The following is a 17,216-nucleotide window of genomic DNA, read 5'->3' as shown; positions in this document are numbered from 1 at the left end:
CCAGATTTCGTACCTAGCGCCCACGCTCGGTGGCGGCTGGCGTAGGAGAACCCATGGTGGCAACGCTGTTTTACGTTGACGCACTGCCCGACGCCGGCGAGCTGGCCGCCGTCGAGGGCGACGAGGGCTTCCACGCCGCCACCGTGCGGCGAATTCGTCCCGGCGAAGAACTGGTGCTCGGCGACGGCGCCGGAACCCTCGGCCGGTGCGTGGTGGAGCAATCGGGCCGCGACGGGCTGCGGGCCCGGGTCCTGGAGCGCTGGGCCGTGGAGCCACCGCATCCCGCGGTGACGGTGGTGCAGGCGCTGCCCAAGTCCGACCGCTCCGAGCTGGCGATCGAACTGGCCACCGAAGCCGGCGCCGACGCGTTCCTGGCCTGGCAGGCGGCCCGCTGCGTGGCCAGCTGGGAGGGCGCCCGGGTCGACAAGGGCCTGCGCCGGTGGCGCGCCGTCGCCCGTTCGGCGGCCCGGCAGTCCCGTCGGGCGCACATCCCGCCCGTCGACGGACTGGTGTCCACCGCGGCGCTGACGCAGCGGGTTCGCGACGAGGTGGCGGCCGGGTCCACGGTGCTGGCCCTGCACGAGTCGGCGACCGATCGCCTTGCGGATAACCATGTGGGCCAAGCGGATTCGGTATACCTGCTGATCGGTCCCGAAGGAGGCATCGCGCCCGACGAGATCGACGCGCTGACCGAGGCGGGCGCGGTCGCGGTCCGGCTCGGGCCGCAGGTGCTGCGGACGTCGAGCGCGGCCGCGGTGGCACTCGGGGCGCTGGGCGTGCTCACCCAGCGATGGGATCAACATGCGGATACACAATCGCCCGCGAACGAACCGTTGGGACACAGTCCTGACCGGCGGTAGACTGCAAGCCAGGATTTCACCACGTCAGGACCCCAGAAGGCAGGCATCGGAAACCACGTGACGCCCCGCGAGACCAGCGCTGCTGACGCAGCATCGACCTCCCAGGTTCGCAGCAGCATCAACGTTCCGCCCGATCTCGTCGTGGGCCTGCTCGGTTCGTCAGACGAAAACCTGCGCGCATTGGAACGCACCCTCAACGCCGATCTGCACGTGCGGGGCAACGCGGTCACCATCTCGGGAGAGCCGGCCGACGTGGCGCTCGCCGAGCGGGCGGTCTCCGAGCTCATCGCCATCGTGGCGGGCGGCCAGCCGCTGACGCCGGAGGTGGTGCGGCACAGCGTGGCGATGCTGGTCGGCACCGGCAACGAATCACCGGCCGAGGTGCTGACCCTGGACGTCTTGTCTTGGCGCGGCAACACGATCCGGCCCAAGACGCTCAACCAGAAGCGCTACGTCGACGCGATCGACGCGAACACGATCGTGTTCGGGGTCGGACCCGCCGGCACCGGCAAGACGTATCTGGCCATGGCCAAGGCTGTGCACGCGCTGCAGACCAAGCAGGTGAGCCGGATCATCCTGACCCGCCCGGCGGTGGAAGCCGGTGAGCGCCTTGGCTTTTTGCCGGGCACGCTGAGCGAAAAGATCGACCCGTACCTGCGGCCGCTGTACGACGCGCTCTACGACATGATGGACGCCGAGCTAATCCCAAAGCTCATGTCCGCGGGGGTGATTGAGGTCGCGCCGTTGGCGTACATGCGTGGTAGAAGTTTGAATTCTGCGTTCATCGTGCTCGACGAGGCACAGAACACCACCGCCGAGCAGATGAAGATGTTCCTCACCCGGCTGGGCTTCGGGTCGAAGATGGTCGTCACCGGCGACATGACCCAGATCGACCTTCCCGGTGGCGCCCGGTCCGGCCTGCGGTCGGCGGTCGAGATCCTCGACAGCGTCGACGACATCTGCATCGCGGAGCTGACGAGCGTCGACGTGGTGCGTCACCGGCTCGTCTCGGAGATCGTCGAAGCCTATGCCCGCTACGAAGAGCCCGGCTCGGGGATGAACCGGGCGGCCCGGCGGGCTTCCGGTGGTCGCAGCCGCCGATGAGCATCGAAGTCTCCAACGAATCGGGCATCGACGTCTCCGAAGCGGAATTGGTCAGCGTCGCGAAGTTCGTCATCGCCCGGATGGACGTCAACCCGAGCGCCGAGCTGTCGATGGTGCTGCTCGACACCGCCGCGATGGCCGACCTGCACATGCGCTGGATGGACCTGCCCGGGCCGACCGACGTGATGAGCTTCCCGATGGACGAGCTCGAACCCGGCGGGCGGCCGGACGCGCCCGAGCCCGGCCCCTCGATGCTGGGCGACATCGTGCTGTGCCCGGAATTCGCCGCCGAACAGGCGGCCGCGGCGGGCCACAGCCTGGGACATGAGTTGGCGCTGTTGACAATTCACGGCGTGCTGCATCTGCTCGGCTACGACCATGGCGAGCCGGACGAGGAAAAAGAGATGTTCGCTTTGCAGGACCGGTTGCTCGAAGAATGGGTCGCCGAACAGGTCGAGGCCTACCAGCAGGATCGCCAAGAAGAACGCGACCGCCGGTTGCTGGACAAGTCAAGGTATTTCGACAACTGAGCCCGCTATCCACGAAAATGGAATACGCCGGGTTCTGACGCACCTCCAAGATCCCTTGCGGTGCAAGTGATCTAGCACCGTGGGCGAATTGCTTAGCGTAAACACTGGAATATCCGCTCGAAATGGGCGTACGCTCTCGACACAATTTCATGTGCGCCCGCTTCACCGATATGTCGACGATCTGGCGGAAGGAATGCGATGTCGTATTTGGTGGCGGCCCCGGAGTTTTTGGCTTCGGCGGCAACGGATCTGTCCGACATCGGCTCGGCGCTGACCGCCGCGAATGCCGCGGCGGCGCCAACCACGGGAGTGGCGGCAGCCGCTGCCGACGAGGTTTCGGCGGCGATCGCGTCGCTGTTTTCCGGGCACGGACAAGCCTTTCAGGCGCTCAGCGCTCAGGCGGCGGCATTTCATTCCGAGTTCGTGCGGGCATTGAACGCCGCCGGGGCCGCCTATGCGGGCGCCGAGGCGGCGAGCGCCGTGCCGTTGCAGAGCGTGCAGCAAGACCTGCTGGGTGCCATCAACGCGCCCTTCCTGTTGCTGTCCGGCCGACCGCTGATCGGCAACGGCGCACCCGGCGCGGTTGGAACCGGTCAACCCGGCGGCAACGGTGGCTGGCTGATCGGCAACGGCGGCGCCGGCGGGTCCGGAATCAACTCGGCGGCCGGCGCCGGCGGTACCGGCGGCGCGGGCGGCGCGGGTGGGCTGTTCGGCTCCGGCGGTAGCGGCGGGGCCGGCGGGTCCGGTGCCACCATCGGCGGGACGGGCGGGGCCGGCGGGACCGGCGGGCTGTTCGGTGCCCCCGGCGTCGGTGGACGCGGGGGGCCTGCCCCCATCGCCGGGGCCGGCGGGGCCGGTGGATCCGCCCTGCTATTCGGCCCGGGCGCGCTTGGTGGGGTCGGTGGGGGAGGCAACACCACCGGTGGGGCCGGCGGGCCGGGAGGCCACGGCGGCCTGCTATTCGGTTCCGGCGGGGGCGGCGGCGCCGGCGGGCAAGGCGGGACCACCGGTGGGGCCGGCGGTAACGGCGGCAACGCCGGGCTGTTGTTCGGTGCCGGTGGTGCCGGCGGCGCGGGCGCGACAGACCTGGCTGCCGGGACCGGTGGCGCGGGCGGTAACGGCGGCAATGCCGGGCTGCTGTTCAGTCCCGGCGGGGCCGGCGGCAGCGGCGGGTTTGGCTTCACGACCGGCGGGGCCGGCGGAGTCGGCGGTAACGGCTTCCTGATCGGTGCCGGCGGCGTCGGCGGCGCCGGAGGGGACAGCGGCATCCTCGGCGGGGCCGGCGGGGCCGGCGGCAACGCCGGCATGCTGTACGGCACCGGTGGCGCCGGTGGCGTCGGCGGCGGTGGCGGAACCAACGGCGGTAACGGCGGTAACGGCGGCGTTGCGGTGCTGTTCGGCGACGGCGGTGAAGGCGGGGCCGGCGGCTTCGCGGGCACCGCCACCGGCGGCAACGGCGGCAACGGCGGCAACACGCTGTTCGGCTTCGGCGGTAACGGCGGCATCGCCGGGTTCGGCATCGGGACGGACGGCAAGGCCGGCAAGGCCGGAACCGGGTTGTTCGGCTAGGGGTTGTTCTAACGTGGGCGGCGCCGACCACCTAGGCTGACGATGCGCAGTTTGGGCCGCCGCACTTAGGAGCAAGCCACTATCTCAAGGTATTTCGACAGTTGACCGGGGTGTTCCAGCTGCTCGGTGCGATCGCCTTGATCGCGCTGGGCGGCCTCTTCGCGGCGATCGACGCCGCCGTCAGCACCGTCTCGATGGCCCGGGTGCAGGAACTGGTGCGAGAAGAGCGACCCGGCGCGGTGTCCCTGCTGAAGGTGATGACCGAGCGGCCCCGCTACATCAACTTGATGGTGCTGCTGCGCATCATCTGCGAGATCACCGCGACCGTCTTGTTGGTGGTGTTCCTTTACGACAACTGGGGCATCAAGTGGGGGTTGTTCGGTGCGGCCGCGATCATGGTGGTGACCAGCTTCGTCGTGATCGGAGTCGGACCCCGCACCTTAGGCCGCCAGCACGCGTATTCCATTTCCTTGGTGACGGCCCTTCCGCTGCGAGCGATTTCGTGGTTGCTGATGCCGCTCAGCCGCTTGCTGGTGGTCCTGGGCAACGCGCTCACCCCGGGCCGGGGATTGCGCAACGGCCCGTTCGCCTCCGAGATCGAACTGCGCGAGGTCGTCGACCTCGCGCAGCAGCGCGGCGTGGTCGCCGCCGATGAACGCCGGATGATCGAGTCGGTCTTCGAACTGGGTGACACCCCGGCCCGCGAGGTGATGGTGCCGCGCACCGAGATGATCTGGATCGAAAGCGACAAGCTCGCCAGCCAGGCGATGAACCTCGCCGTGCGCAGCGGGCATTCCCGCATCCCGGTGATCGGCGAGAACGTCGACGACATCGTCGGGGTGGTGTATCTCAAAGACCTTGTCCAGCAGGCGTTCTCGTCTCCCGACGGTGGGCGGGACACCAAGGTGTCGGAGGTGATGCGCCCGGCGGTCTTCGTGCCGGACTCCAAGCCGCTGGACGCGCTGCTGCGGGAGATGCAGCGCGACCGCAACCACATGGCCCTGCTCGTCGACGAGTACGGCGCGATCGCCGGCCTGGTCAGCATCGAGGACGTGCTGGAAGAAATCGTCGGCGAGATCGCCGACGAGTACGACGAGGCGGAAACCGCCCCGGTGGAAGACCTGGGCGACAAACACTTTCGGGTTTCCGCGCGGCTGCCGATCGAAGATGTGGGGGAACTCTACGACGTGGAATTCGATGACGACCTCGATGTCGACACCGTGGGAGGCCTGGTCGCCCTGGAATTGGGCCGGGTGCCGCTGCCGGGGGCCGAGGTGGTGTCGCACGGCCTGCGGTTGCGCGCCGAGGGCGGCCCGGACCATCGCGGGCGAGTGCGCATCAACACCGTGCTGCTGAGCCCGGCCGAGCCCGACGGCGCCAACGGGTCGACCGATGGGGAGGCCGAGTGACTGAGGAACTGGACGCCGAGGACGCCAAGCTGGTGGTGCTGGCGCGCGCCGCGATGGCCCGCGCGGAAGCCGACAGCGGCGCCGCGGTCCGCGACGCCGACGGTCGCACGTATGCGGCCGCACCGGTGGACTTGCCGACGCTGAAGCTGACTGGGCTGCAGGCCGCGGTCGCCGCCGCCGCCTCCAATGGGGCGACCGGCCTCGAGGCGGCCGTCCTGGTTGCCGGATCCGCCGACGATCCCGGCATCGTCGCGGTTCGCGAACTGTCGCCGACGGCCGTGATCATCGTCACCGACCGCGCCGGCAACCTGCTATGAGCGCCGATGCGCCCGAATTCCGTTCGGGCTTCGTATGTCTGGTCGGCCGGCCGAATACCGGCAAGTCCACGCTGACCAACGCCCTCGTCGGCGCCAAGGTGGCGATCACGTCGACGCGGCCGCAGACCACCCGGCACACCATCCGCGGGATCGTGCACCGCGACAGCTTCCAGATCATCTTGGTCGACACCCCGGGCCTGCATCGCCCGCGCACCCTGTTGGGCAAGCGGCTCAACGACCTGGTCCGCGATACCTACGCCGAGGTCGACGTGATCGGGCTGTGCATCCCGGCCGACGAGGCCATCGGACCCGGCGACCGCTGGATCGTCGAACAGATCCGAGCGGTCGCGCCCAAGACCACGCTCGTCGCGGTCGTCACCAAAATCGACAAGGTGCCCAAAGACCGGGTGGCCGCGCAGCTCGTCGCCGCCAGCGAATTGGTCGGCGGCTCAGCCGAAATCGTGCCGGTGTCGGCGGTAACCGGCGCGCAGGTCGACGTCCTGATCGACGTGCTGGCCGCGGCGCTGCCCGTCGGCCCCGCGTACTACCCCGACGGCGAGCTGACCGACGAGCCCGAAGAGGTCCTGATGGCCGAGCTCATCCGCGAGGCCGCGCTGGAGGGGGTGCGCGACGAGCTACCCCATTCGTTGGCGGTGGTGATAGACGAAATCAATCCGCGGGACGACCGGGATGATCTCATCGACGTGCACGCCATCCTCTACGTCGAGCGGGACAGCCAGAAGGGCATCGTCATCGGCAAGGGCGGCGCGCGGCTGCGGGAAGTGGGTACCGCCGCGCGGGCCCAGATCGAGAAGCTGCTGGGCACCAAGATCTACCTCGACCTGCGCGTCAAGGTGGCCAAGAACTGGCAGAGCGACCCCAAACAGCTTGGTCGGCTTGGTTTTTAGCCCTCAAGTTTTTTCTGCCTCGTAACGGGTAGCCGCCCAGCATGACGCAACCACAACTCGCACTGATAACCGGCGCGTCCAGCGGCATCGGGTTCGAACTGGCCAAGCAGTTCGCCCAACACGGCTACGACCTGGTCGTGGCGGCCGAGGACGATGTAATCCACGACGTACCCCAAAAATTGTCCCAGTACAGCGCCGCCGTGCAGCCGGTACAAGTTGACCTGCGCAATCCCGACGGGGTAGAGCACCTGTACCAGAGCACGATCGAAGGCGACCGCGTGCTGGCAGCGGCGGCGCTCAACGCGGGCGTCGGTCGCGGGGAGATGTTCCTCAAGAGTGAGCTGGCCGACGACCTCGCGATGGTCGATCTCAACGTGCGCTCGACGGTGCATCTGGCCAAGCTGGTGCTGCGCGACATGGCGAACCGTGACGACGGCAAGGTGCTTTTCACGTCGTCCATCGCGTCTCAGATGCCGGGTTCCTACCAGCCCGTCTACAACGCGTCGAAGTCGTTCATCCAATCGTTGGCCGAGGCGCTCCGCGACGAATTGCGGGACACCTCAATCACTGTCACGGCCCTGATGCCCGGCCCGACGGACACCAACTTCTTCGCCCGCGCCAAAATGGTCGATTCACTGATGGGCAAAATGCCCAAGGACGACCCCGCTCAGGTCGCCCGCCAGGGGTTCGACGCGCTGATGCGCGGCGATCAGAAAGTCGTTGCCGGCTCGGTCTTTTCGAAGTTGATGGGCGCGGCGAACCGCGTGCTGCCCGACGACGTCAAAGCCATCGGCAACCGCGTCATGTCGATGCCGCGCGGCAACGGCAACTGAGTCAGGCGAGCACCCGGATGGTCTCCATCGATGGATCGGCCGCGTCCGGGACGTTCATCCCGGCGCGCACACCGGAGCGCAAGTAGTCCAGCACCGCGTCATTGAGGCGTTCGCCGGGAACGACCGCCGGAATGCCGGGCGGATAGGGCGTGACCTGCTCGGCGGAGATCCGACCCGCCGCCCGATCGCTCGGCACCGCCTCGACGCGCCCGAAGAACGCGTCGCGCGGCAGGCAGACGTTCTCCAATTGCAACTCATCGGGCGACGGCAGGTCGATTTGCGGTGGGGGCTCGAAATCGTCGGCCGCCTTGCGCCATTCGGTCAGCGCCTGGGTGAGACGGTCGGCGGTCGTCTTGTCGTCGGCGAAGGACAGCGTCGCCAAGATGCGGCGGTGATCGCTCATCCCGATATCGACGTGAGCGTGCGCGCGCAGCCAGTCGGCGGCCTGGTAACCCGAAGTGCCCGTGGCCGCTACGTCCATCAGCACCTGCATTCGGTCCAGGTCGTGTGATGCCTGCACCCCGAGTAGCTCGTCGTCGAGCACCTCCACGTCGGGAATGCGTTCGATCTCGTCGCGCAGCTGATGCGCCAAATCGAGTGCGGCGCCGAGCAATTCGTGACCCTGTTCCACCATCTGCCGCCGCCAACCGTCGATCGCCGAATACACCAGCACGTTGGGGCTGGTGGTCATCAGCAGGTCCGCGCACGCCGAGAGGCGCTTCTGATCGATCAGATCGCCCTGCAGGTGAAACACCGAGCCCTGCTCGAAGCCCGCCCCCATCTTGTGCACGCTGACCACGCAGACGTCCGCACCGGCGTCCATCGCCCAGGTGGGCAGGTCCTCATGGAATGGCAGATGCGCACCCCACGCCTCGTCGATGATCAGCGGCTTGCCGCGCGCGTGGCACACCTCGGCGATTCCGGCGATGTCGGCGCAGGTCCCGTACGGGCTGGGGCTCACGACCAGCGCACCGGCGGCGTCGGGGTACTTCTGCCACGTCTCCTCCACCTCGTGCGGCGAGGGCGGATGCGAGAAGTGATGCTCGGCGTCCCAGCGAGGGGTGATCCAACGGGGCTGCACGCCGGAGAAAATCAGGCCCGCCACGATGGACTTGTGGCTGTCCCGGCTCACCAGCAGGCTGCCGTCACCGCCGGCCACCGCCATCATCGCCGCCTTCACCGACAGCGAACTGCCGCAGGTGGAAAACCAGGCGACCTCGGCGCCGACGGCGTCGGCCATCAGGTCCTCCGCCCGCTTCAGGAATTCGTTGCTGGTCTTGCGGTCATCGAGGCCGCCGCTGGCCAGCACGTCGTCGAGGAACGGTTCGCGACCCAGCACCGCCAGCACGCGGTCGTCGGCGCCGCGGCCCTGCCGGTGGCCCGGTGGCGTGAACCCGTAGCGGTTCTTGTCGCGGTAGTCGGCCAGCGCGTTCAGCAGTGGAGCATCGGATTGATCCATGGCAGGGGGATACCCGGGTTGCCGCGGGCTATGTGCGCACCCCGGCGCGACTATCTGCGCGGCGGCGCGCCGGCGGGCGGCGTGTCGCTGCCGGCGTGCCACCACACCGTCGGCTGCTTGGTCGACCAGCCGCAGACGGCCTCCAGCTCGGCGGCCAGCGAGATGAGCAGCCCCTCGCTGTTTGCCGGGCCCATCAGCTGGACGCCGATTGGCAAACCTTCGGAGGTGAACCCGGCCGGCACGTTGATGGACGGCCAACCCAAAAGGTTCCACGGCCACGTCAACGGGCACGCGGCGATCATGGCGCGGTCGGTGCCGAAGCCGCCCAACCGGTCGAAGGCGCGCGCCAGCGGCGGCGGCTGGGCGGTGGTCGGCGCGAGCACCACGTCGACGATGTCGAAGATCGAGCCGACCCGGCGCTGGTCGGCGGCTTCGTGGCGGCGCGCGCTGCGCAGGATCGCCTCGCCCATCACGTGTCCCACCCGCAGGTTGGACAGCGTGCGGGGGTCCCAGATGACGCCCTCGCCCAGCCGCTCCTCCCACTCCCGCAGCCCGGCGGTGGACCGGGCCAGGAAATTCCACGACAACCGCAGCCCGTAGTCGGGGTTGCCGGGTACGACGGTGTGGCCCAGGAGCTGCAGCTGCTTGCCGACGGCCCGGGTCGCGGCCAGGATCTCCGGGTGCAGCTTGGCCCGGAAACCGGTGTACGGGAACCGCGTTGACAGCGCGATGTTGAGCGGACCGGGCGCCTTCCCGACGTAGTCGGACGCGGTGATCGGGGGCGGTTTGTGCCGGTCGCCCTCGACGTTGCCGGCCGCGGCGTCCAGCACCAGCGCGGCGTCGGCCACGGTGCGCGCCAACACGCCGTTGACCGTGATCCCGTTGAACGCCTCCGGCAACGGCCAGGTGGAGATGCGACCGCGCTGCGGCTTGATGCCCACCAGGTGCGTCCACGCCGCGGGGATGCGCACGCTGCCGGCGCCATCGGAGCCGATCGCGGCGGTGACCAGGCCGGCGGCCACCGCGGCCGCGCTGCCCCCCGACGATCCACCCGGCGTGTGCCGCCGCGACCAGGGGTTGCGGGTGTGTCCGAACCCCGGGCCGCTGGTGAACGGCCACTGGCCCAGCTCGCAGGTGTTCGTCTTGCCCACGATCACCGCGCCGGCGGCTTTCAGGCGGCGCACCACCTCGGCGTCCTGGGTGGCGGGCGCCACGTATCCCTCGGTGCCGAACGCGGTCGGCACGCCCGCGACGTCGACGTCGTCTTTGACCGCGATCGGGATGCCCAGTAGCGGGGCGGTGTCGCCGGCCGCGCGTCGCCGGTCGGCCTCCGCCGCGTCGGCCAGCGCCGATTCGGTCAGCACCACCCGAAAGGCATTGAGCGTCGACTGGCTCGTGTGAATGGCGTGCAGCGAACGGCTCACCAGCGTGGTCGACGTCACCGCCCGGCTGGCCAGCTGGTAGAGCAGGTCGGTCAGCGTGGGCAGGCGCTGGCCGCCGGATCCCGAACCCGGGCCAGAAAGGGCCCCGAAAGCGGACCCGGAAGCGCCAATCACGGGGTACGAGACTAACGGCGCGGATACCCGGATTGTCGCGGCGGGGTGCAAAACTATTGTGATGCGGCTATATCGAGACCGGGCCGTTGTGCTGCGCCAGCACAAGCTCGGCGAGGCCGACCGGATCGTCACCCTGCTGACCCGCGATCACGGGCTGGTTCGCGCGGTGGCCAAGGGCGTTCGGCGCACCCGCAGCAAATTCGGCGCGCGACTTGAGCCGTTTGCTCACATCGACGCGCAACTGCACCCCGGGCGCAACCTGGACATCGTCACCCAGGTCGTCGCCATCGATGCGTTCGCCACCGACATCGTCAACGACTACGGCCGGTACACCTGCGGCTGCGCGATGCTGGAAACCGCCGAGCGGCTCGCCGGCGAGGAGCGGGCCCCGGCCCCGGCCCTGCACCGGCTGACGGTGAGCGCGCTGCGGGCGGTCGCCGACGGCCGCCGGCCCCGTGACCTGCTGCTGGATGCCTACCTGCTGCGCGCCATGGGCATCGCCGGATGGGCGCCGGCGCTCACCGAGTGCGCCCGGTGCGCGACGCCCGGCCCCCACCGGGCGTTTCATATCGCCGCCGGGGGCAGCGTCTGCCCACACTGCCGCCCGGCCGGTTCGACCACCCCGCCGCCGGGTGTGCTAGATCTGATGACCGCGCTGCACGACGGCGATTGGGAGGCCGCCGAGGCGTCGCCGCAATCGCACCGCAGCCACGTCAGCGGATTGGTGGCCGCGCACCTGCAATGGCATCTGGAGCGTCAGCTCAAAACGTTGCCGCTGGTGGAGCGGACGTATCAGGCCGACCGCACCATCGCCGAACGGCGTGCAACGCTGTTCGGGCAGGATATGGCCTGTGGTTGAGCGCAAGCCGAAGTCGACCGACTTCCCGCAACTGCCCCCCGCACCCGACGATTACCCGGTCTTTCCCGACAAGTCGACCTGGCCGGTCGTCTTCCCGGAGCTGCCGCCGTCCGCCGACGGTGGCCCACGCCGGCCGCCGCAGCACATTTCGAAGGCGGCCGCGCCGCGGATCCCGGCGGACCGCCTGCCCAATCACGTCGCGATCGTGATGGACGGCAACGGTCGCTGGGCCACCCAGCGTGGGCTGAGCCGCACCGACGGCCACCGGGCGGGCGAGGCGGTGGTGATCGACATCGTTTGTGGCGCAATCGAAATCGGGATCAAATGGCTCAGCCTGTACGCCTTTTCCACCGAGAACTGGAAGCGCTCCCCCGAGGAGGTTCGCTTCCTGATGGGGTTCAACCGCGACGTGGTGCGCATGCGCCGCGTCAACCTCAACACGATCGGGGTCCGGATCCGGTGGGTGGGTTCACGGCCCCGCCTGTGGCGCAGCGTCATCAATGAACTGGCGATCGCCGAGGCCATGACGGTCGGCAACGACGTCATCACGGTGAATTACTGCGTGAACTACGGCGGCCGCGCCGAAATCGCCGACGCCGCAAAGGATATCGCCCGGTTGGCGCAGGCCGGCAGGCTCAACCCGGAACGCATCACCGAGGCGACGATCTCGCGTCACCTGCAACGGCCCGACATCCCCGACGTGGACCTTTTCCTGCGGACGTCGGGGGAGCAGCGGTCCAGCAATTTCATGCTCTGGCAGGCGGCGTACGCCGAATACATCTTTTCCGACAAGCTGTGGCCCGACTACGACCGCCGCGACCTGTGGGCCGCCTGCGAGGAATACGCCGAGCGCAATAGAAGATTCGGGAGCGCCTGATGCCGTCACTGCAGGAGCGTCTGGCATCGATACTGCGCGACGTGCTTCCCGTCGACGAGGAACCTGACGGCGCACTCACGTTGCGCCACAACGGAACCCTGGCGTCGTTGCGGGTGGTGAACATCGCCGAGGACCTGGACTTGGTCTCGCTGACCCAGATCCTGGCCTGGGACCTGCCGCTGACCAAGAAGGTCGCCGACCAGATCGCCAAGCAGGCGCGCGACAGCAACTTCGGCAGCGTGACCGTGGTCGAAAAGGTCAATGACAAGGCGGTGCAACGCAACTCCGGCAAGGGCGCGTCCAAAACCGGCGATGTCATGCTGCGCTACAACTTTCCCGGCGGCGGGCTCACCGACGACGCGCTGCGCACGCTGATCCTGCTGGTGCTCGACACGGGCGCCGAGATCCGGCGTTCGGTGACGGGCTAGGACACGGCGGATTCGGCCGGCGCGACGGCTGCCGGTGCAAGGTCCTCGCGGGCGCCGGTGCGCAGCAGCGAGTGCATGAGGTTCGGGTCGTGATCGGCGGGCCGGGTCGAGTCGATGAATCGCTCGACGACCTCGACGAAGCGATCCGGGTGGTCGTGATGCGGCACGTGCCCGGACTTTTCGAAGATCGCCAGGCGCGACCCGGCGATCGCCGCGTCGGCCGTCCGGGCGTGGCTCACCGGGATGACGACGTCGTCCTCGCCCCAAATGATTTGCACGGGAACGGATTGCACCAAGTAGCTGCGATCAAGCATGGTGACGTATTGGCCGCGCCCGTCCACCACCGACCGCAGGGTGCGCGCGAACGCCGCCAACGCAGCGGGGTCGCGGAAACCCTCGAGCAGCCGCACGGTGTCGACGGCGTCGCGACCGAACTTGGTGGAACCGAGCAGGGCCTGAACGGCGCGGCCAAAGACCCGCATCGCGGGCAGCGCGCCCGGCACGCGCACCATGGCCAGCGCCTCGCTGCCCAACGGCATCGCGGCCAACCGCAGCGCGAAGCTGACGTCCGACTCGACGCCACCGGCACTGACCAGCACGAGGCGCTCGACCAGATGCGGGTACTGATAGGCGAACTGCATCGCCACGCCGCCGCCGAACGAATGCCCGACGACGGTGACCCGCTCGATGCCCAGCACGGCGAGCAGGTCACGCATCCCGTTGGCGAAGGCCGGCAGCGAGTAGTCGGCGCGCGGCTTGTCGGATTCGCCGTGGCCCAGCAGGTCCGGCGCGATGACGGTGAAGCGCTGCGCGAGCTTGGCGTGCACCGGCCCCCACGACTCGGACTTGTCGCCGACGCCGTGGATCAGCAGCAGGGCCGGCCCGGAACCGGCGATCCGGAAGGCGCGGCGGTAGCCGTGGATGGTGCGAAACTGCAGTGACGGTCCCTCGACGTCGCGCACCGGCCGCAGGTGGGGGGCGGGTTGCTTCCGCATCGTGTTCTCGCTTCCCTTGAGTTCTGGTTGCCTCGGCCCGTGGGCCACTCATGGGTAGGAGCACGCAACGGTCGCGTATCGGACGCTTTTTTCAGAACTTTTTTCGGTCAGACAAAACACGACGTCCGCACCGAGGCGGTTCAGCCTAGGACCCGCACTCCGAGCACGTTCCGAAGATTTCGATGGTGTGGCTGACGTCGGAAAAGCCGTGCTTGGCGGCCACTTGCGCCGCCCACTCCTCGACCTCGTGGTCGCCCACCTCGATGGTGGCGCCGCAGTGGCGGCACACCAGATGGTGGTGATGATGCTCCGAGCACCTGCGGTAGACCGACTCGCCCGTGTCGTTGCGCAGCGTGTCGACCAATCCGGCCGCGGCCATCGATTGCAGCGTGCGATACACGGTGGTCAGACCGATGTTCTCGCCGCGCCGGCGCAGCTCGTCGTGCAGTTCCTGGGCGGAACGAAATTCGTCGAGCGTCTCCAGCAACGTGGAAATCGCCGCGCGCTGGCGGGTGGCGCGCACGCTGGTGCCCGTCACTGGGTGTCCTCACTCGCGTGCGCGACCGCGTCCACGACGATGTGCGCCAGGTGATGGTCCGCGAGCCGGTAGAGCACCTCGCGGCCGGATCGCTCCCCGGCGACCACGCCGGCCGCCTTGAGGATCTTCAGATGCTGGCTGACCAGCGGCTGCGGCACACCGAGCGCGTCGACCAGTTCGTGCACGCAGCGCTGCGATTCGCGCAACTGCAGCACGATGGCGATCCGCACGGGTGCGGCCAGCGCGCGCAACAGCTCGCCGGCGGCGTCGAGGATCTCGCGTGACGGCGGCACGGGATATTCGGGAAATCTCCCGTGCTCAGCAGCGGCGCCGCCGTGCTGGTGAGGCATTCCGCCCAGGTCGGGGCGTGCGTCGTCGGCCGCGGCGGTCTGCGCCGGACCGGACTTAGGAAGGGGCACAGAGGAGGACATCGTCATCCGAGAGTCATCACCTCGAGAAGTGCCGGGTCTTGTGGAAGGGGCGCGACGGAGTCATGGTCGGCCGCCTTCCACTGTCACATGCATGATGACGCATGTCAAAGACCGGGGCGGCGGTCGATACCATGGCTGATGTTTTGCGGGCGGCCTTGCCGCCCACCTGTTTGCCCGGATCTTCGAGAGGGAGTGCACTGCCCCGTGGCGTCCGTCATCGACACAGTTGTCAACCTGGCCAAGCGGCGGGGCTTCGTCTTTCCCTCGGGTGAGATCTACGGCGGCACCAAATCGGCGTGGGACTACGGTCCGCTGGGCGTGGAGCTCAAGGAGAACATCAAGCGCCAGTGGTGGCGCGCGGTGGTCACCGGCCGCGACGACGTGGTCGGCATCGATTCGTCGATCATCCTTCCGCGCCAGGTCTGGGTGGCCTCCGGCCACGTCGAGGTCTTCCACGACCCGCTGGTGGAGTGCATGAACTGCCACCACCGGTACCGTCAGGACCACCTGCAGGAGGCCTACGCGGCGAAGAAGGGGATCGGCGACCCCGATTCGGTGGCGATGACCGAGATCGTCTGCCCGGACTGCGGCACCAAGGGCCAATGGACCGAGCCGCGCGAGTTCAACATGATGCTCAAGACCTATCTCGGGCCCATCGAAACCGAGGAGGGGCTGCACTATCTGCGGCCCGAAACCGCGCAGGGCATCTTCGTCAACTTCGCCAACGTGGTGACGACGGCCCGCCGCAAGCCGCCGTTCGGCATCGGGCAGATCGGCAAGAGCTTCCGCAACGAGATCACCCCCGGCAACTTCATCTTCCGCACCCGCGAGTTCGAACAGATGGAGATGGAATTCTTCGTCGAGCCGTCGACCGCCAGGGAATGGCACCAGTATTGGATCGACACGCGGCGCGAGTGGTACGTCGACCTCGGCATCGACCCGGAGAACCTGCGACTGTACGAGCACCCGAAGGAGAAGTTGTCGCACTACTCGGACCGCACCGTCGACATCGAGTACAAGTTCGGTTTCGCCGGCAACCCGTGGGGCGAGCTGGAAGGCGTCGCCAACCGAACCGACTTCGACTTGTCAACGCACGCAAAGCATTCCGGCGTAGACCTGTCGTTCTACGACCAGGTCAACGACACCCGGTACACCCCGTACGTCATCGAACCGGCGGCCGGCCTGACGCGGTCGTTCATGGCGTTCTTGATCGACTCCTACACCGAGGACGAGGCCCCCAACGCCAAGGGCGGCATGGACAAACGCACGGTGCTTCGGCTCGACCCGCGGCTGGCGCCGATCAAGGCCGCGGTGCTCCCGCTGTCGCGACACGCCGACCTGAGCCCCAAGGCCCGCGACCTGGCCGCCGAATTGCGCAAGAACTGGAACATCGATTTCGACGACGCCGGCGCCATCGGGCGCCGCTACCGGCGCCAGGACGAGGTCGGTACGCCCTTCTGCGTGACGGTGGATTTCGACTCGCTCTCCGACGACGCCGTGACCGTGCGCGAGCGCGACAAGATGACCCAGGACCGGGTGGCCATCGGCGCCGTCGCCGACTACCTGGCCGCGCGCCTCAAGGGTTGCTAGCCGCCCGGGCCCCGGGCGTAAATAACGCGATTAGGCCCGACCGCAATTTGTCGCCGCTATTGAGAAAATAATTCCAACAAGGTCAATTCGACCGGGTTTAGGAATTTGTACCTGCAAATCGCGCGGTGAGTCGGACGGCCGCACCGCGACTGACAAAACGGCGCTGGTACGCGACGGTTGACGTGCCGTGTTCGGATTAGATCAAGTTTGAGTAGTTGACTCGGTCAAGTCTATCTTTTCGATCGATTCAAGTTTAGAAAAAAGATGCTGTAGTTCGGCGATTTTTGTCTTACGATCCGGCAGTGGGCTGTGTTCATTTCCCGGCAGCCGCGGCGCCTGCCGCGGCCTGATGTAGGGGGTCGTGATGGTCCTCGACTTTTCCTGGCTGCCGCCGGAGATCAATTCGGCGCGGATATCCCGGGGGGCGGGTTCGGGGCCGTTGTTCTCGGCGGCATCGGCCTGGGACGCGCTGGCTTCGGACCTGTCGGGGGCCGCGTCGTCGTTCAACTCGGTGGTCACCGGATTGACCGGCGGGCCATGGACCGGTCCGTCGTCGGCCGCGATGGCGGCGGCCGCCGCACCGTACGTGGGGTGGTTGAGTTCAGCCGCGGCGCAGGCCGCGGCCGCGGCGGGCCAGGCCCGCGTGGCGGCGACGGCGTTCGAGTCGGCGTTGGCGGCGACGGTGCCCCCCGCGGCGGTGACGGCCAACCGTCAGCAATTCATGGCGCTGATCGCGGCGAACACCCTGGGCCAGAACACCCCGGCGATCGCGATGACCGAGTTCGAGTACCTGGAGATGTGGGCCCAGGACGTCGCCGCGATGCTGAGCTATCACGGCGGCGCGTTGGGTGTGGCCGCGGCGTTGCCGTCGTTCAGCCTGCCGCCCGTCGACCTCGCGGGGCTGGCGGCGTTGGCGGCATCGCCGCTGGCCGGGGTGGCGTCGCAGGTTGCCG

Annotated in this window: 18 protein-coding genes; 13 read left to right on the top strand and 5 right to left on the bottom strand. The window is 68.3% G+C overall.

The features are described 5' to 3' along the window. The first annotated feature begins 53 nt into the window (after window positions 1–53). From A5712_RS22955 to A5712_RS22920, 8 genes are all read left to right on the top strand, one after another. On the top strand, window positions 54–860 hold the full coding sequence (locus tag A5712_RS22955) for a 16S rRNA (uracil(1498)-N(3))-methyltransferase (RefSeq protein ID WP_068110243.1): 807 nt from the start codon (window positions 54–56) through the stop codon (window positions 858–860). A gap of 57 nt (window positions 861–917) precedes the next feature. Beyond that, entirely contained in the window at window positions 918–1,964 is a 1,047-nt protein-coding gene (locus tag A5712_RS22950; protein ID WP_068110240.1) for a PhoH family protein, read from the top strand. After that, window positions 1,961–2,494: an rRNA maturation RNase YbeY gene (ybeY, locus tag A5712_RS22945; RefSeq protein ID WP_068110237.1), complete on the top strand. Its 534-nt coding sequence runs from the start codon at window positions 1,961–1,963 to the stop codon at window positions 2,492–2,494. Before A5712_RS22950 ends, ybeY begins: the two co-directional genes overlap by 4 nt. A gap of 198 nt (window positions 2,495–2,692) precedes the next feature. After that, a complete protein-coding gene (locus A5712_RS22940) occupies window positions 2,693–4,063 on the top strand; it encodes a PE family protein (RefSeq protein ID WP_068110234.1) in 1,371 nt (456 codons plus the stop codon). A gap of 101 nt (window positions 4,064–4,164) precedes the next feature. Next, a complete protein-coding gene (locus tag A5712_RS22935; protein ID WP_068110232.1) occupies window positions 4,165–5,472 on the top strand; it encodes a hemolysin family protein in 1,308 nt (435 codons plus the stop codon). Window positions 5,473–5,525: 53 nt separating this feature from the next. Continuing rightward, window positions 5,526–5,789, top strand: a complete 264-nt coding sequence (locus A5712_RS22930; protein WP_068110346.1) for a cytidine deaminase — start codon at window positions 5,526–5,528, stop codon at window positions 5,787–5,789. After that, complete coding sequence (gene era, locus A5712_RS22925; RefSeq protein WP_068110229.1) at window positions 5,786–6,697, top strand: GTPase Era; 912 nt, start codon at window positions 5,786–5,788, stop codon at window positions 6,695–6,697. Before A5712_RS22930 ends, era begins: the two co-directional genes overlap by 4 nt. A gap of 41 nt (window positions 6,698–6,738) precedes the next feature. Continuing rightward, window positions 6,739–7,530, top strand: a complete 792-nt coding sequence (locus tag A5712_RS22920; protein WP_068110224.1) for an SDR family oxidoreductase — start codon at window positions 6,739–6,741, stop codon at window positions 7,528–7,530. 1 nt (window position 7,531) lies between these two features. Here A5712_RS22920 and A5712_RS22915 read toward each other — a convergent pair whose 3' ends face one another. Then, window positions 7,532–8,989 carry an aminotransferase class I/II-fold pyridoxal phosphate-dependent enzyme gene (locus tag A5712_RS22915; protein WP_068110220.1) on the bottom strand — a complete coding sequence of 486 codons (1,458 nt, stop codon included), beginning with the start codon at window positions 8,987–8,989 and terminating at the stop codon, window positions 7,532–7,534. Between the two features lie 50 nt (window positions 8,990–9,039). Next, the gene (locus A5712_RS22910) at window positions 9,040–10,545 is read right to left on the bottom strand and encodes an amidase (RefSeq protein ID WP_068110216.1); all 1,506 of its coding nucleotides are present in this window, start codon (window positions 10,543–10,545) and stop codon (window positions 9,040–9,042) included. A gap of 61 nt (window positions 10,546–10,606) precedes the next feature. Between A5712_RS22910 and recO the strand changes: the two genes are divergently transcribed. The 3 genes from recO to A5712_RS22895 are packed head-to-tail and all read left to right on the top strand — an operon-like array spanning window position 10,607 to window position 12,709. Next, the gene (gene recO / locus A5712_RS22905) at window positions 10,607–11,404 is read left to right on the top strand and encodes a DNA repair protein RecO (protein ID WP_068110213.1); all 798 of its coding nucleotides are present in this window, start codon (window positions 10,607–10,609) and stop codon (window positions 11,402–11,404) included. After that, window positions 11,397–12,281 carry a decaprenyl diphosphate synthase gene (locus A5712_RS22900; protein WP_068110210.1) on the top strand — a complete coding sequence of 295 codons (885 nt, stop codon included), beginning with the start codon at window positions 11,397–11,399 and terminating at the stop codon, window positions 12,279–12,281. Before recO ends, A5712_RS22900 begins: the two co-directional genes overlap by 8 nt. Then, on the top strand, window positions 12,281–12,709 hold the full coding sequence (locus A5712_RS22895; protein WP_068110207.1) for a hypothetical protein: 429 nt from the start codon (window positions 12,281–12,283) through the stop codon (window positions 12,707–12,709). Before A5712_RS22900 ends, A5712_RS22895 begins: the two co-directional genes overlap by 1 nt. Here A5712_RS22895 and A5712_RS22890 read toward each other — a convergent pair. From A5712_RS22890 to A5712_RS22880, 3 genes are all read right to left on the bottom strand, one after another. Next, window positions 12,706–13,704, bottom strand: a complete 999-nt coding sequence (locus A5712_RS22890; RefSeq protein ID WP_068110204.1) for an alpha/beta fold hydrolase — start codon at window positions 13,702–13,704, stop codon at window positions 12,706–12,708. The two genes, A5712_RS22895 and A5712_RS22890, sit on opposite strands and share 4 nt — an antisense overlap. 145 nt (window positions 13,705–13,849) lie before the next feature. Beyond that, on the bottom strand, window positions 13,850–14,242 hold the full coding sequence (locus A5712_RS22885) for a Fur family transcriptional regulator (protein ID WP_068110202.1): 393 nt from the start codon (window positions 14,240–14,242) through the stop codon (window positions 13,850–13,852). Beyond that, a complete protein-coding gene (locus A5712_RS22880) occupies window positions 14,239–14,679 on the bottom strand; it encodes a metalloregulator ArsR/SmtB family transcription factor (RefSeq protein WP_068110198.1) in 441 nt (146 codons plus the stop codon). Before A5712_RS22880 ends, A5712_RS22885 begins: the two co-directional genes overlap by 4 nt. Window positions 14,680–14,865: 186 nt before the next feature. Here A5712_RS22880 and A5712_RS22875 point away from each other — a divergent pair, with 186 nt between their 5' ends. Together A5712_RS22875 and A5712_RS22870 are read left to right on the top strand one after the other, a co-directional pair. Then, window positions 14,866–16,263, top strand: a complete 1,398-nt coding sequence (locus tag A5712_RS22875; protein WP_197519474.1) for a glycine--tRNA ligase — start codon at window positions 14,866–14,868, stop codon at window positions 16,261–16,263. A 364-nt stretch (window positions 16,264–16,627) separates the two neighbouring features. Then, a partial coding sequence (locus A5712_RS22870; protein ID WP_156766724.1) for a PPE family protein occupies window positions 16,628–17,216 on the top strand: 589 nt, incomplete at its 3' end.

Origin of the sequence: Mycobacterium sp. E2327, assembly GCF_001672675.1 — a bacterium.
Taxonomy (GTDB): Bacteria; Actinomycetota; Actinomycetes; order Mycobacteriales; family Mycobacteriaceae; genus Mycobacterium.
Note: the sequence above shows the minus strand (reverse complement) of the source record. Positions and strands in the feature narration are given on the sequence as shown.